This is a genomic window from Streptomyces sp. LUP47B, assembly GCF_001746295.1.
In the GTDB taxonomy this organism is placed as follows: domain Bacteria; phylum Actinomycetota; class Actinomycetes; order Streptomycetales; family Streptomycetaceae; genus Streptomyces.
Map to the genome: position 1 here is coordinate 90139 of NZ_MJAH01000021.1, position 13987 is coordinate 104125.

Annotated in this window: 11 protein-coding genes; 3 read left to right on the plus strand and 8 right to left on the minus strand. The window is 71.0% G+C overall.

Going from position 1 to position 13987, the window contains the following annotated elements; genetic code table 11:
• Positions 1-28: 28 nt before the first annotated feature.
• Positions 29-1057: an LLM class flavin-dependent oxidoreductase gene (locus BFN33_RS42470; protein ID WP_069765572.1), complete on the minus strand. Its 1029-nt coding sequence runs from the start codon at positions 1055-1057 to the stop codon at positions 29-31.
• A 223-nt stretch (positions 1058-1280) separates the two neighbouring features.
• Between BFN33_RS42470 and BFN33_RS42475 the strand changes: the two genes are divergently transcribed.
• Positions 1281-1622, plus strand: a complete 342-nt coding sequence (locus BFN33_RS42475) for a hypothetical protein (protein ID WP_037721485.1) — start codon at positions 1281-1283, stop codon at positions 1620-1622.
• Positions 1623-1629: 7 nt separating this feature from the next.
• On the opposite strand, the gene BFN33_RS42480 is transcribed toward BFN33_RS42475, so the two are convergent.
• The 7 genes from BFN33_RS42480 to mce form a co-directional block, all read right to left on the minus strand.
• On the minus strand, positions 1630-2508 hold the full coding sequence (locus BFN33_RS42480; protein ID WP_069765573.1) for an ABC transporter permease subunit: 879 nt from the start codon (positions 2506-2508) through the stop codon (positions 1630-1632).
• The gene (locus BFN33_RS42485) at positions 2505-3812 is read right to left on the minus strand and encodes an ABC transporter ATP-binding protein (protein ID WP_069765574.1); all 1308 of its coding nucleotides are present in this window, start codon (positions 3810-3812) and stop codon (positions 2505-2507) included. The genes BFN33_RS42480 and BFN33_RS42485 overlap by 4 nt, the downstream gene beginning before the upstream one ends.
• Positions 3813-3924: 112 nt before the next feature.
• A complete protein-coding gene (locus tag BFN33_RS42490) occupies positions 3925-4695 on the minus strand; it encodes an ABC transporter permease (RefSeq protein ID WP_069765575.1) in 771 nt (256 codons plus the stop codon).
• Between the two features lie 2 nt (positions 4696-4697).
• On the minus strand, positions 4698-5666 hold the full coding sequence (locus BFN33_RS42495; RefSeq protein WP_069765576.1) for an ABC transporter ATP-binding protein: 969 nt from the start codon (positions 5664-5666) through the stop codon (positions 4698-4700).
• 248 nt (positions 5667-5914) lie between these two features.
• Positions 5915-6850, minus strand: a complete 936-nt coding sequence (locus tag BFN33_RS42500) for a cellulose-binding protein (RefSeq protein WP_069765577.1) — start codon at positions 6848-6850, stop codon at positions 5915-5917.
• A gap of 183 nt (positions 6851-7033) precedes the next feature.
• A complete protein-coding gene (scy, locus tag BFN33_RS42505) occupies positions 7034-10912 on the minus strand; it encodes a polarized growth protein Scy (RefSeq protein WP_069765578.1) in 3879 nt (1292 codons plus the stop codon).
• Positions 10913-11144: 232 nt separating this feature from the next.
• Complete coding sequence (mce, locus tag BFN33_RS42510) at positions 11145-11585, minus strand: methylmalonyl-CoA epimerase (protein WP_020136539.1); 441 nt, start codon at positions 11583-11585, stop codon at positions 11145-11147.
• A gap of 148 nt (positions 11586-11733) precedes the next feature.
• Here mce and BFN33_RS42515 point away from each other — a divergent pair, with 148 nt between their 5' ends.
• Both BFN33_RS42515 and meaB read left to right on the plus strand, forming a co-directional pair.
• The gene (locus BFN33_RS42515) at positions 11734-12936 is read left to right on the plus strand and encodes an acetyl-CoA C-acetyltransferase (RefSeq protein WP_069765579.1); all 1203 of its coding nucleotides are present in this window, start codon (positions 11734-11736) and stop codon (positions 12934-12936) included.
• A gap of 34 nt (positions 12937-12970) precedes the next feature.
• Positions 12971-13927, plus strand: a complete 957-nt coding sequence (gene meaB / locus BFN33_RS42520; protein WP_069765580.1) for a methylmalonyl Co-A mutase-associated GTPase MeaB — start codon at positions 12971-12973, stop codon at positions 13925-13927.
• Positions 13928-13987 lie beyond the last annotated feature (60 nt).

Consider the following 13987-nt stretch of genomic DNA (forward strand, 5'->3'; position numbering starts at 1 on the left):
AAGCTCCCGCCGGGCAGGGTTGTTCCTTTCAGGTCAGATGCGGCAGCACTTCCGCACCCAGCCGCCGTACGTTCTCCTCGGTGGCCGCCAGATCGCCCGAGCCCTCGACGAGCAGGGCGAAGCGGGAGACACCCGTCCGTTCGCTGGTCGCCGCGAGGCGGTCGGCGGCGAGCCGCGGGGTCCCCACCGGGTGCAGCCCGCAGAGCAGTTCGGTGTAGGCCACCGGATCGCGCATCTGCCGGGCACGGCCGTCGACCGTGACATGGGCGCCGAGTCCCTGCCTGAGCCAGCCCGGCATCGCCTTCACCAGGGCCTCCACCGCGTCCGTGCGCCGGTCCGCGAGCTGGCAGACGCCGGCCGAGACATGGGGCGCGTCCAGGACCTTCTCCGGCGCGTGTCCGGCGGTGCGCGCGTGCCTGCGCCACAGGGCGACCATCTCCGCCTTCTCCTCGTCCCCGACATGCATTCCGAGCAGCATCGGCAGCCCGCGCTCGGCGGCCAGCCGGACGCTCGCCGGGGAGGTGCAGGCGACGATCACCTCGGGACCCTCCGCTTCCGTGAGCGACTCCGACGGCCTTGGTACGACGGGAACTTCACGGAAGCGGAAGCGCTCGCCGTCGGCTCCGACGGAGGGTTCGCGCAGCCAGCGCACCAGCAGATCGAGTGATTCCGGGAACCCCTGCTCGTACGCCTGGAGACCCGACCCGAAGACCTCCAGATCGACCCACGGACCGCCGCGGCCCACGCCCAGCGAGAAGCGCCCGCCGCTCGTCATGTGCAGCAGCGCGGCCTGTTCGCCGAGGGCGACGGGGTGGGCCGTGGGCAGCACGCTCACGGCGGTGCCGACGCGGATACGGCGGGTGCGGCCCAGCAGCAAGGCCGCCAGGGTGATCGCGGACGGGCAGGTGCCGTACGGCACGAAGTGGTGTTCTGCCAGCCAGACCGCGTCGAGCCCGGCCTCCTCCGCGACCTCGGCCGAGCGGACCGCGCGGTGCAGCGCCTCCCCCTGGCCCTGCCCCGGGAACTGGGCCGCCAACACGAAACTTCCAACGTGCATGTGCTCTTCCTGCTTCCTTGGCTCCGACACGGAGCTCCCCCACCCGGCATAACCTCCTGACACGTGCCGAGGACACGGCCTGGCGGAGAGATTTGCCGATTGTCTGCAGAATGAGTCGCCCCGGAGGGGCACTTGTGGGGGTTGGTGCCCTACGCGTACCCCGCCTCCTGCCGCGTAGGCTGGACACGGTCCCTGCTCCCTGTATAGCCCCGTGAGGTGTCCTGTGTCCCCGCGTCGCAACCGACCCAAGGGTTCCGGTTCGTCGGACTCGGCCGGCCGGAGTGCCGAGGACGACCGTTCCGGCCGTTACGGCGGCTTCCAGTCCTCGACGCACTGGCAGGGCGAGGACTGGAACGTCCGGCATGTGGCTGGGGCGAGCGCGCAGGGCAAGACGTACCGGTGTCCGGGCTGCGACCAGATGATCCCGGACGGTGTCCCGCACGTCGTGGCCTGGCCGGACCACTCGGGTGTCGACGAGCGCAGACACTGGCACAAGGCGTGCTGGAACGCACGGGACCGCCGCACCACGCGGGTGCAGCGGTCCCGTAACGCGCCTAGGTTCTAGGGCTGTTCTACACGTCCCGCTTCTCCAGCAGGGCGTAGGCGCCGGCGAACGCGACGGCCGTCAGACCGACGATGATCCACAGCGGGTCCCAGCCCGAGGGGCCGGTCTCGGTGAGGGAGTTGGAGTAGAACACGCTGAGCTGGTTCGGGATGGAGTACTCGAACAGCCCCTGGCGCAGGCCCTCCAGCGACTGCGAGAACATGAACAGCGCGATGACCAGCGGGGCCAGCACGACACCGATCATGATGGTGATCGCGCCCGCCGAGTGCCGGATGATCGAGCCGATGATCAGCGAGAACAGGCCGAGCAGGGCGATGTAGAGCGAGATCCCGATGGTGCCCTTCAGCCACTCCTGGCCGGTCGGAGTCCGGGCGCCGTCCAGCAGCGCCACGTCCGCCAGGGCGACGACGAGGACCGAGACCAGGGTGGTCACGAAGGCGACGGCGAAGAACACGACCGCCTTCGCCGTGAGGATACGGCCGCGGGAGGGACAGGCGACCATCGTCGTACGGATCATTCCGGTGCCGTACTCCGAGGCCGTGGTCAGCACCCCGAGCGTGATGACGCACATGCTGCCGAGCAGCACCCCGAAGAAGCCGAACGACAGCGGGTTCTCGTCCCGGATGCTCTCCGTCGAGGCGTTGGCGGCGACCAGCGCGGCGACCCCCAGCCCGATCCCGATCACGAGCAGCACGAACACGCCCAGCGTCCAGATCGTCGACCGCACCGACCGGATCTTCGTCCACTCCGACGCGATGGCGTTCCCGAGATGGGTGCGCACGACGGGGATCGGCGAGGTGTAGCCGGGGTACGACGGCCCGTTCGCCGGCTGCCGGTTCGGCACGGCGGCCTGGGCCTGCGGCATCGAGGGCTGCGGGGTGCTCATCGGACGTCCTCGGGCTTGGTCGGGGTGGCGGGAGCGGATGCCTGCGGCGCCGGCGCGGCGCTCTGTGCGGAGGCCTGCGACTGCGGCGCCGGTGCGGCCGGGAAGGCTCCGGGCGGAGCGGCGGAAAGCGGAGCCGCGGGAGGCTGGAAGGGCGGCTGAGCCTGGCCCTGGGGGGCCGCGGGGCCCGCCTGGGCGTACGGATTGGGTGTGCCGGTGCCGGGACCGCCGTACGGGCCCGTCGGCGCCTGGCCCTGCGGGCCCGTGAACGGCTGACCGCCCTGCTGGGGCGGCGGCGGGGCGTACCAGCCCGGCTGGCCCTGGCCCGGGACCGGCATGGGCGGCTGCGTCCCCGGCGGGAGGGGCTGCATCAGGCCCGCCTTCTGGTCGATGGTCGAGCGGTAGTCCACCGCGCCCTGCGTCATCCGCATGTAGGCCTCCTCCAGCGAGGCCTGGTGCGGCGACAGCTCCCACAGGCGTACGTCCGTGTCGTGCGCGATGTCGCTGATGCGGGGGAGGGCCAGCCCCGTGACCCGCAGCGCCCCGTCCTGCTCCGGCAGGACGTGCCCGCCCGCCTCGGTGATCGCGGAGGACAGCTTCTCGCGCAGCTGCGGCTCGGTGTCCGGCGTCCGCACCCGCGCGAAGCCCGCGGAGTTCGCGGCGATGAAGTCCTGGATGCTCATGTCGGCGAGCAGCTGTCCGCGTCCGATGACGATGAGATGGTCGGCGGTCAGCGCCATCTCGCTCATGAGGTGGGAGGAGACGAAGACCGTGCGGCCCTCCGCCGCGAGCGCCTTCATCAGGTTGCGCACCCACAGGATGCCCTCGGGGTCGAGCCCGTTGACCGGCTCGTCGAAGAGCAGCACCTGCGGGTCGCCGAGCAGCGCGGCCGCGATCCCCAGCCGCTGCCCCATGCCGAGGGAGAAGCCCTTGGAACGCTTCCTGGCCACGTCCTGGAGGCCGACCACGCCCAGCACCTCGTCCACCCTGCGGGCCGGGATCCCGGACAGCTGGGCCAGGCACAGCAGGTGGTTACGGGCCGCCCGCCCGCCGTGCACGGCCTTGGCGTCGAGGAGCGCACCGACCTGCCGGGCCGCGTTGGGCAGCCTGCGATAGGGGTAGCCGCCGATCGTCACCTGCCCCGAGGTGGGGTTGTCAAGGCCGAGGATCATCCGCATGGTCGTCGACTTGCCCGAGCCGTTGGGGCCCAGGAAGCCGGTGACGGCACCGGGACGCACCTGGAAGGAAAGGTTGTACACAGCGGTCTTGTCGCCGTAGCGCTTGGTCAGGCCGACTGCCTCGATCATGCTCCGCACCCATCGCAAGGTTCAGGACAGCGGGGCACACGCCCCCCGTAAGGGTTAGGAGCTTATCGGGGCGCTGACGGTTCCGCTCAAATGAAAGCAAAGGCTCGGCGCGTCACGCGTCCCGCTTCTTCAACAGGACGTAACCGCCGATCAGTGCGGCGGCCACCCACAGCGCCATGATCCCGAGCCCGCCCCAGGGGCCGTAGGGAGTGTCGTCGTCGATCGGGGTGACCACCTGCATGATCCTGCTGCCGGCCTGGTCCGGCAGGAACCGGCCGATCTTCTTGGTGGCGGAGACGTTGCCGAGGATGTTGGAGATGAGGAAGAAGAACGGCATCAGGATGCCCAGCGACAGCATCGGCGAGCGCAGCATCGCGGCGACGCCCATCGAGAACATCGCGATGAGGGTCATGTAGACGCCGCCGCCGATCACGGCCCGCAGTACGCCCGGGTCACCGATCTCCGCCCGGTGCGAGCCGAGCACCGCCTGCCCGAGGAAGAACGTGACGAAGCTGGTGACGAGACCGACGGCCAGCGAGAGCCCGGTGGCGACCGCGATCTTGCTGACCAGGAAGCTGCCGCGCTGCGGCACGGCGGCCAGCGAGGTCCGGATCATGCCGGTGCTGTACTCGTTCGAGACGACGAGCACCCCGAACACGATCATCGCGAGCTGCCCGAGGCTCATCCCGGCGAAGCTGATGAAGGTCGGGTCGAAGGAGAGCTTGTCCTCGCGGCTCATGTTGTCGAACTCGTTCTTCGACAGGGCCGAGATCAGGATGCCGAGCCCGATGGTGACGACCACGGCGAGGGAGAGCGTCCACACCGTGGAGGCCACCGACCGGATCTTGGTCCACTCCGAGCGGATGACCTGGGTCGCCGCCATGGTCACTTCCCCTTCCAGGCGTCGCCCCACCGCTGCTGGGGCGGCAGCGGTGCGTCGACGGGTGTGTCGCTGTGGGCGTGGTACTCGACCGACTCCGCGGTCAGCTGCATGAACGCCTCCTCCAGGGAGGCCTGTTGGGGACTCAGCTCGTGCAGCACGATCTGGTGCTGCGCGGCCAGCTCGCCGATGTACTCGGACTTGCTTCCGTCGACCTCCAGCGTGCCGTTCCCCGTCTCCACGACGGTGACCCCGGCCGCGTGCAGCACGTCGAGCAGCCGCTCGCGCTGCGGGGTGCGGATCCGGACGTAGGACCGCGAGTTCTGCGCGATGAAGTCGGCCATGGAGGTGTCGGCGAGCAGCCGGCCCTGGCCGATGACGACGAGGTGGTCGGCGGTCAGCGCCATCTCACTCATGAGATGGGAGGAGACGAAGACCGTACGGCCCTGCGCGGCAAGGGACTTCATCAGGTTGCGGATCCAGTGGATGCCCTCGGGGTCGAGCCCGTTGACCGGCTCGTCGAACATCAGGATCTGCGGGTCACCGAGCAACGCGCCCGCGATGCCGAGCCGCTGGCCCATGCCGAGCGAGAAACCCTTGGCCTTCTTCCTCGCGACGGCGGTGAGACCGACCGTGTCGAGGACCTCGTGCACCCGCTGCTTCGGGATGCCGTTGCTCTGCGCGAGACACAGCAGGTGATTGAAGGCGCTGCGCCCGCCGTGCATGGCCTTTGCGTCCAGCAGGGCGCCGATGTACGTGAGCGGGTCCTTGAGCTGGTCGTAGTGCTTGCCGTCGATGCGGACGTCCCCGGCGGTGGGCCGGTCCAGGCCCAGCATCATCCGCATGGTGGTCGACTTGCCGGCGCCGTTGGGACCGAGGAAGCCCGTGACGATGCCGGGTCTGACGGTGAAGGTCAGATTGTTGACCGCCACCTTCTCGCCGTACCGCTTCGTCAACCCCGCTAGCTCGATCATGCGGACCACGCTAGGTGCGGGGGTCGGCAGATGCCAATCGTATGGGCAAACGGAGACCGACGAGAGAGGCAAATAATGTCGAAGCCGTACCGCCACGGCGGGCGGCCGAGCGCGGTCGGCCCCCCGGCGGCCGGCCTGATCGTCGACGACGTCTTCCTTCCCCTCGTGCACTGCGAGCCCTCGGACACGCCGAAGGCCCGCACCTGTCGGGGGAGAAGGTGCGGGCCTTGATGTGCCGTCAGGCGGTGTTACCGGGACTGCTGGGCCGGAACCCCACGGGAGATCGGCTCGTCGTCGGCCGGGGTGCCGGCGGCGGCCACCGCGGCGCCCGTGAGCGTGGCGAGCATCTCGCGGACGTTCGTCAGCTGGGCGTTGATCGAGTCGCGACGGTTCGTCAGGGCCGCGAGCTCCCGCTCGGATTCCGAACGGATGCGGTCGGCCTTGGCGTTGGCGTCGGCCACGATGTCCTCGGCCTGGCGCTGCGCGGTCTCCACCGTCTGGCGGGCGCGGCGCTCGGCGTCGGTACGCAGCTTCTCGGCCTCCAGGCGCAGCTGCTCCGCGCGGTGCTCGATCTCCGCGAGACGCTTCTCCGCCTTCTGCTGACGCGAGGCCAGGTCGCGCTCGGACTGCTCGCGGCGCTTGGCGAGGTTGGTCTCGAAGTCGGCGGCGGCCTGCGCGGCCTTGGCGCGGGTCTCCTCGAAGAGGGCGTCCGCCTCCTCACGCTTCTGCTGCGCGTCCTTCTGCGCCTCCTGACGGAGCTGAGAGGAGTCGCTCTTGGCCTTCTCGACAATCCGGACGCCCTCGTCCTCGGCCTTGGCCTTGCGCTCCGCAGCGAACGATTCTGCGTCGTTGCGGACCTGCTGGGCCGCCGACTCGGCGAGTTCGCGGTGCTGCTCGGCCGCGCGACGGGCCTCCTCGCGCAGGTCCTTGGCCTCCTCCTCGGCGAGGCGGAGGATCTTCTCGACACGCGCGCCGAGGCCGGCGTACGACGGCTCTGCGTCGGAGACCTGGGCCTGGGCGTTCTGCGTCTCGAGGTGGAGCTCCTCGATGCGCTTCTCCAGTGCGGTGATGCGGGAGAGAGCGCTGTCACGGTCGGAGACGAGCTTGGAGATCCGTTCGTCCACCTGAGCGCGGTCGTACCCACGCCGCACAAGCTCGAAGCCGTAGGGGGAAGTGTCGCTCATGGGGTTCCTGTCAAATGAGACCGGTGAGGTGATAGGGGGAATCCTAGGGGCCTAAGCGGTGTGTCATCGAGCGGATACGTGTTTGATCTGGAGAATGACACCCCTTTTGAGTGGCTAACCCCGGGACGGCTTGCCAAAAACTTGGTCAAAGGCCCCAGACGGGACCGGATTCCGACCAGTCGGTCAGCTGTCCGAGGGCTTACCCGAACGAGGGGCGCCGACCGCGGCTCCCGCCTTGACGCCGCCGTCCTTGCCCGCCGACGGGGCCTCGAAGGACTCCAACGCCTCCAGGACATCCTGAACACGGGAGATCTCGGTGTTGATGTCCTCACGGCGGCGGACGAGAACCTCGAGCTCGCGCTTGCCCTCCTCGACCGTGCGCTTCGCCTCGCGGATCGCCTCGGCCTTGAGCTCCTCGGCCTCCCGGACCAGGGTGGCCTTCTTCTGCTCGGCCTCCTTGAGGAGCCCCTCGGCCTTCTTGACCGCGGCGATACGCACCTTGCCGGCCTCCGAATTGGCCTCCGAGACCAGCTCCTTGGCCTTCGCCTGGGCCTTGCCGAGCTGTTCCTCCGCGGCCTTGATGAGCGCGTCGCAGCGGTCGCCGGTCGACTTCATGGTCTCCGCGGCCTCACGGCGGGCCCGCTCGTGCAGCGCCTCGATCTCGCCCGTGATCCGGTCGCGCAGCTCCTCCGCGCGCTCCCTTATCGCGGTGGCGTCCCGGCGGGCACCGACGAGCAGTTCGTCCGCGTCCGTGCGGGCCTTCTCCACACGCGCGTTGCCCTCGACGGTCGCCTCGGACACCAGCCGGTCGGCCTCGTGGCGGGCCGCGCCCACCATGGTGTCGGCCTGCGCCTCCGCGTCCGCGGTCGTCTTGAGAGCCTGCTGCTGTGCCTCGGTGAGCAGCTTGTCCGCCTCGGCGGCCGTCTCCGTGATGAGCGTGTCGACCTGTTCGGCCGCCTCGGAACGCCGCTTGTTGGCGTCCTTGCGGGCCTCGTCGAGGGTGCGATCGGCCTCCGCGCGCGCGGAGTTGACCAGTTCCTCGGCCGCGGCCGCCGCGTCCGCCCTGACCCGCTCGGCCTCGGCACGGATCCGCTCCGCGTGCTGCTGGGCCTGCCCGACCGTCTGGGCGGCCTCGGCACGCAGCCGCTCCGCGTCCCCGGAGGCCTCCCCGATCAGCTGCTCGGCCTTGGCGACCGACTCGGCGCGCACCCGCTCGGCTTCGGCGACGGTCTCCGTCCGCAGCCGGTCGGTGTCGTTGATGGTCTCCTCGGTGAGCCGCTCCGCCTCGTTGCGCGCCTCGGTGATGAGGGTGTCGGCCTGCGTCGCCGCGTCCGAGCGGATGCGGTTGGCGTCCTCGCGGGCCTCCGCCCGGGTCCGGGAGGCGTCCTGCTCGGCCTGGGCGACGGCGTCCGAGGCCTCGGTGCGCGCCCGCTGGGCGTACTCGGACGACTCCGACCTGAGCCGCTCCGCCTCCGCGATCGCGTCCGAGACGGTGCGCTCGGCAAGGGACTTGGCGGCGTCCGTCTCCGCGGTGGCCTCGCGCCGGATCCGGGCCGCGTCCTCGCTGGCCCGCTCCCGCTCGGAGTAGGCGTCCGAGCGGACCCGGTCGGCCTCCTCCTGAGCCTCGCGCCGGGTACGGTCCGCCACGTGCTCGGCGGCGGAACGCAGCCCGGTGATCTCCTCCTGCGCCTGCTCGTGCAGCCCGGCGACGGAGTCCCGCACCTGCTGGGCGTGCTGCTCGGCGGCCGACACCATCTCGCCGGCCCGCCGGTCCGCCTCCTCGACCAGCCGTACGGCCTCGGCCTGGGCCTCCTCCACGCGGTTGCGCGCCGAGGCCAGCAGCTCCTCGCTCTGTTCGCGGGCCCGCTCACGCTCCTGGTCGGCCTCCTGGCGAGCCGAGCCGAGATACTCCTCGGCCTCCCGGCGGCGCCGGTCGGCCTCCTCCTGGGCGGCGGACAGCGTCTCGGACGCCTCGGTGGCGAGCCGCTCGGCGGCGGCGCGCGCCTCCGCACGGACCCGGTCCGCGGTGTCCTGCGCCTCGGTCTTGAGCCGCTCCGCCTCCGCGGCGGCCTCGGAACGCAGCCGTACGGCGACGGCCTCACCCTCGGCACGGGAGGCCGACGCGTCGGACGCGGCCTCGGTGCGCAGCCTGTCGGCCTCCGCCTCGGCCTGCTGTTGCAGGGTGCGGATCCGCTCAGCGGCCTCGCCGCGCAGCCGGTCGCTCTCCTCGGCGGCCTCGCGGCGGATCCGCGCGGCCTCCTCACGGGCCTCGGTGAGGGCCCGCTCGGCGGCGGCGAGACGCTCCTCGGCCTCGGCGTGCAGCCGGGTCAGTTCCTCGGCGGCCTCGACACGGCGGGCCTCTATGGCCCGCTCGGTCTCCTCGTGCAGCTCGCCCGCGGCCCGCTCGGCGGCGGCTGTGATCTCCTCGGACAGTTCGACGGCCTCGGCGCGCTGCCGCTCGGCCTCGTTGCGGGTGCGCTCCAGGGTCTCCTCGGCCTGCCGGCGCAGCGCGGTGGCGCGCTCGATGGCCTCGGTGCGGACCTTCTCGCTGTCCGTGGTGGCGGTCTGGCGCAGCTCGTCGGCGTCCGCCTTCGCCTTGGAGAGCAGCTCCTCGGCGGTCTTCGCCGCCTCCTCGATCTGCTGGACGGCCTCCTTGCGGGCCTCCGCGCGGATCTTCTCGCCCTCGGCGACCGCGTCGGCGCGCAGCTGCTCGGCGTCGCCGCGCAGCCGGCGGGCCTCCTCCTGCAGCTCGACCGTCTTGGCGCGGTACTCCTTGGTGTCGTCCTTCGCCGTGCCCTTGAGCTGCTCGGCGATGTCGTGCGCCTCGGCGCGCAGCCGGTCCGCCTCGGTCTCCGCCTCCCGGCGGATCCGCTCGGCCTCCTCGGTGGCGGCCCTGGTGGTCCGCTGCGCGTCCTCCTGTGCCTTGTTGAGGACGTCCTCGGCGGTCTTGGCCGCCTTGGACAGCTGGGTCGCGCTCTCCTCGGCGGTGAGCGTGCGGGCCTTCTCGGCGGCCTCGGTGACGATCTTCTCGGCCTCGGCGCGGGCGTCCGCGACGATCTGCTCGGCGGCCTCCTTGGTCGCCTCGGCCTCCTGGCTGGCCTCGGTGACCAGCCGGGCGACCTGTTCCTTGGCCGTACGGGTGCGCTGTTCGTTGGCCGACTCCGCGCTCGCGAGCGTCTTCTCGGCGGCCGACTTCGCCTCGGTGAGCACCTTCTCGGCCTCGGCCTGCGCCTTGCGCAGCGCCTCCTCGGCCTCGGTCATCCGCTGTTCGGCGGCCCGGCTGAGCTCGGTGGCCTGGCGGCGGGCGCTGTCCGACTCGGTCGCCGTGGACGTGCGCAGCTGCTCGGCGTGGTCGGTGGCCTCCTGGGCCTGCGTGGAGGCGGCGTCGAGCAGGCGCTCGGCGTCCGCGCGGGCGCGGCGCAGCAGCTGTTCGGCCTCCGTGCGGGCGGCCTCGGCCTCGCTCTGCAGACGCTGGCGGGCCTCGGAGGTGACCCGCTCGGCCTCGGCGCGGGCGGCCGCCATGGCCTGCTCGGCCTCGGCACGGGACTCCTCCAGGAGCCGTCGGGCCTGCGACTCGCTGCGAGCGCGCAGCTGCTCGGCCCACGCCACGTTCTCGTTGACGTGCGACTCGACGGTCTGCCGGCGCTCTGCCAGCTCCTGGTCGAGCTGCTGGCGGCGGGTGACGGCCTCCTGGTGCAGCTCAGCCTGCAGACGCGCGGCCTGCTCGGCGTGCTCCTGGAGGATGCGCTGGGTCTGGGCGCGGACCTGGCTCAGTTCGCGCTCGGCGTCCTGGCGCAACTGGTCGGCCTGGATCTGGGCATTGCGCAGCAACTGTTCGGCCTGGTAGCCGATGTCCCCGCCGCCGAATTCGGGCCGGGACATGAGGGTGCGCCGCGCCTCGTGCAACTTGGCGCGCAGCACCTCGACCTGGTAGCCGAGGTCCTCGGCGTGCTGGATCGCCTTTTCCCGCTCGGTCTTCAGCCGCTCCATCTCGGCCTCGAACCGAGAGAGGTGGTCGACGTCAGCCGCCGGCTCTCGCTCCTGGCGTTCGTAGCCCCGCACTGCGCGGTCCCATCCGTCCCCTGGTCGCAAGTCTCTCCTGACGAGCCCTGTCCATCCGCCGAACGGGGCCCCCGGGGAATGGTGTCAGATCAACGGCGGAGCATGGGCTGCTGCCCGCCGCTCGCCCCCCGAAACCCGGACCCCGGCTCGGTTCTGCCGTCATGGGCAGGACCCGGTCGCCCTGGGAAGAGCGGCGACCGCCCCCAACCCTACCGGCCCATATGTACGAGGGTCAGTGCTCAGGTGACTCAACAGGCGCCGAAGTGACCAGTTCTGTCAGTACTCCGTGGCAATCCTTCGGGTGCAGGAAGGTGATCCGTGACCCCATGGAGCCGCGTCGCGGCTCCTCGTACAGGACGCGTACGCCCTTGTCCTTGATGTCCGCGGCCTCCGCGTCCACGTCCGCCGTACCGAAAGCGATGTGGTGGACACCCTCGCCGTTCTTGTCCAGCCACTTGGCGACGGTCGAGTCGGGGCGGGTCGGCTCGAGAAGCTGCAGGTAGGAGGCGCCGCCGTCGGAGGTCTCGTTGATCTTGAGCATGGCCTCGCGCACGCCCTGCTCCTCGTTGACCTCGGAGTGGAACACCTCGAAGCCGTAGGTGGCCCGGTAGAACTCGACGGTCTTGTCGAGGTCGAAGCAGGCGATTCCGATGTGGTCGATTCGCGTCAGCATGTTGTCAGTGCAGCGCTCTTACGATGGTTACGCAACGTGCGCGCGATCACACCGACGGGGCGATGACGGCACGGAGTGCCACTCAGTACATTCGAAGTAAACCCTCGTTCACTCCTCGGCAGTGCAGCCGGTAAGGGGATCGCACCTCATGTCTGGATCGAACAGCACGACCTCGGTGATCGTCGCGGGCGCCCGTACGCCCATGGGACGGTTGCTGGGCTCGCTGAAGTCCTTCTCCGGAGCCGACCTCGGCGGCTTCGCGATCAAGGCCGCCCTCGACCGTGCGGGGATCGGTGGCGACCAGGTGCAGTACGTCATCATGGGCCAGGTCCTGCAGGCCGGCGCGGGTCAGATTCCGGCCCGCCAGGCCGCGGTCAAGGCCGGCATCCCGATGAGCGTCCCGGCGCTGACCATCAACAAGGTGTGTCTCTCGGGCCTCGACGCGATCGCGCTGGCCGACCAGCTGATCCGCGCCGGCGAGTTCGACGTGGTCGTCGCGGGCGGCCAGGAGTCCATGACCAACGCGCCCCACCTGCTCCCGAAGTCCCGCGAGGGCTTCAAGTACGGCGCGATCGAGATGCTCGACGCGATGGCCCACGACGGCCTGACCGACCCCTGGGAGAACATCCCCATGGGCCAGTCGACGGAGACGCACAACACCCGCCTCGGCATCCGGCGCCCCGAGCAGGACGAGATCGCCGCCCTGTCCCACCAGCGGGCCGCCGCCGCACAGAAGAACGGCGTCTTCGAGGCCGAGATCACCCCGGTCGAGATCCCGCAGCGCAAGGGCGAGCCGGTCGTCTTCAGCAAGGACGAGGGCATCCGCGCCGACACCACGGCCGAGTCCCTGGGCAAGCTGCGCCCCGCGTTCACCAAGGACGGCACCATCACCGCCGGAACCTCCTCGCAGATCTCGGACGGGGCGGCGGCCGTGGTCGTCATGAGCAAGGCCAAGGCGCAGGAGCTCGGTCTCGACTGGATCGCCGAGATCGGCGCCCACGGCAATGTGGCGGGTCCGGACAACTCCCTGCAGTCCCAGCCGTCCAACGCCATCCTGCACGCCCTCAAGAAGGAGGGCCTGGAGGTCTCCGACCTCGACCTGATCGAGATCAACGAGGCGTTCGCGGCCGTCGCGGTCCAGTCGATGAAGGATCTCGGCGTATCCACCGAAAAGGTGAACGTGAACGGCGGCGCCATCGCCCTCGGCCACCCCATCGGCATGTCCGGCGCCCGGCTCGTCCTGCACCTCGCCCTGGAGCTCAAGCGGCGCGGCGGCGGGGTCGGCGCGGCCGCGCTGTGCGGTGGCGGCGGTCAGGGTGACGCGCTCGTCGTGCGGGTACCAAAGGCCTGAGTCCTCGTACGTCGCCCATCTGAACGGAGCTGTGATGCAGGACGTCTCCACCCTGGTGGCCCAGGCCAGGGAGGGCCGCCCGCGGGCCGTGGCCCGGCTGATCTCCCTCGTGGAGGGGGCGTCCCCGCAGCTCAGGGAGGTCATGGCGACACTCGCCCCGCTCACGGGCAACGCGTACGTGGTGGGCCTGACGGGCTCGCCCGGGGTGGGCAAGTCGACGTCCACCTCGGCTCTCGTGACCGCCTACCGCAAGCAGGGCAGACGGGTCGGCGTCCTGGCCGTCGACCCGTCCTCGCCGTTCTCCGGCGGTGCCCTGCTCGGCGACCGGGTGCGCATGTCGGAGCACGCCTCCGACTCCGGCGTCTACATCCGCTCCATGGCGACCCGCGGCCACCTCGGCGGTCTCGCCTGGGCCGCCCCGCAGGCCATCCGGGTCCTGGACGCGGCCGGCTGCGACGTGATCCTGGTCGAGACGGTCGGCGTCGGCCAGTCCGAGGTGGAGATCGCCGCCCAGGCGGACACGTCCGTGGTGCTGCTGGCCCCCGGGATGGGCGACGGCATCCAGGCCGCCAAGGCCGGAATCCTGGAGATCGGCGACGTGTACGTCGTCAACAAGGCCGACCGGGACGGCGCCGACGCGACCGCCCGCGAGCTCAACCACATGCTGGGCCTGGGGGAGTCCCGCGGCCCCGGCGACTGGCGCCCGCCGATCGTCAAGACGGTCGCCGCCCGCGCCGAGGGCGTCGACGAGGTCGTGGAGGCCCTGGAGAAACACCGCGCCTGGATGGAGGAGCGCGGCGTCCTCGCCGAGCGCCGCCGCAGCCGCGCCGCCCACGAGGTCGAGACCATCGCCGTCACCGCCCTGCGCGAACGCATCGGCGACCTCAGGGGCGACCGGCGCCTGGACGCGCTCGCCGAGCGGATCGTCGCCGGCGAACTGGACGCCTACCGCGCGGCGGACGAGCTGGTCGAAGGCCTGACCCAGGGCTGAGCCCCTGGTACGTTGACCGTCATGTTCCTCTCCTTGGCGTAGGGCCGCACCGAGCCACGG

What these genes read in the sequence shown, in the direction of transcription:
- BFN33_RS42515 (WP_069765579.1), top strand. Translation starts at nt 11,734, where the DNA reads ATGTCTGGATCGAACAGCACGACCTCGGTGATCGTCGCGGGCGCCCGT.
- BFN33_RS42480 (WP_069765573.1), bottom strand. Translation starts at nt 2,508, where the DNA reads ATGAGCACCCCGCAGCCCTCGATGCCGCAGGCCCAGGCCGCCGTGCCG.
- BFN33_RS42495 (WP_069765576.1), bottom strand. Translation starts at nt 5,666, where the DNA reads ATGATCGAGCTAGCGGGGTTGACGAAGCGGTACGGCGAGAAGGTGGCG.
- meaB (WP_069765580.1), top strand. Translation starts at nt 12,971, where the DNA reads ATGCAGGACGTCTCCACCCTGGTGGCCCAGGCCAGGGAGGGCCGCCCG.
- BFN33_RS42470 (WP_069765572.1), bottom strand. Translation starts at nt 1,057, where the DNA reads ATGCACGTTGGAAGTTTCGTGTTGGCGGCCCAGTTCCCGGGGCAGGGC.
- BFN33_RS42500 (WP_069765577.1), bottom strand. Translation starts at nt 6,850, where the DNA reads ATGAGCGACACTTCCCCCTACGGCTTCGAGCTTGTGCGGCGTGGGTAC.
- mce (WP_020136539.1), bottom strand. Translation starts at nt 11,585, where the DNA reads ATGCTGACGCGAATCGACCACATCGGAATCGCCTGCTTCGACCTCGAC.
- BFN33_RS42485 (WP_069765574.1), bottom strand. Translation starts at nt 3,812, where the DNA reads ATGATCGAGGCAGTCGGCCTGACCAAGCGCTACGGCGACAAGACCGCT.
- BFN33_RS42490 (WP_069765575.1), bottom strand. Translation starts at nt 4,695, where the DNA reads ATGGCGGCGACCCAGGTCATCCGCTCGGAGTGGACCAAGATCCGGTCG.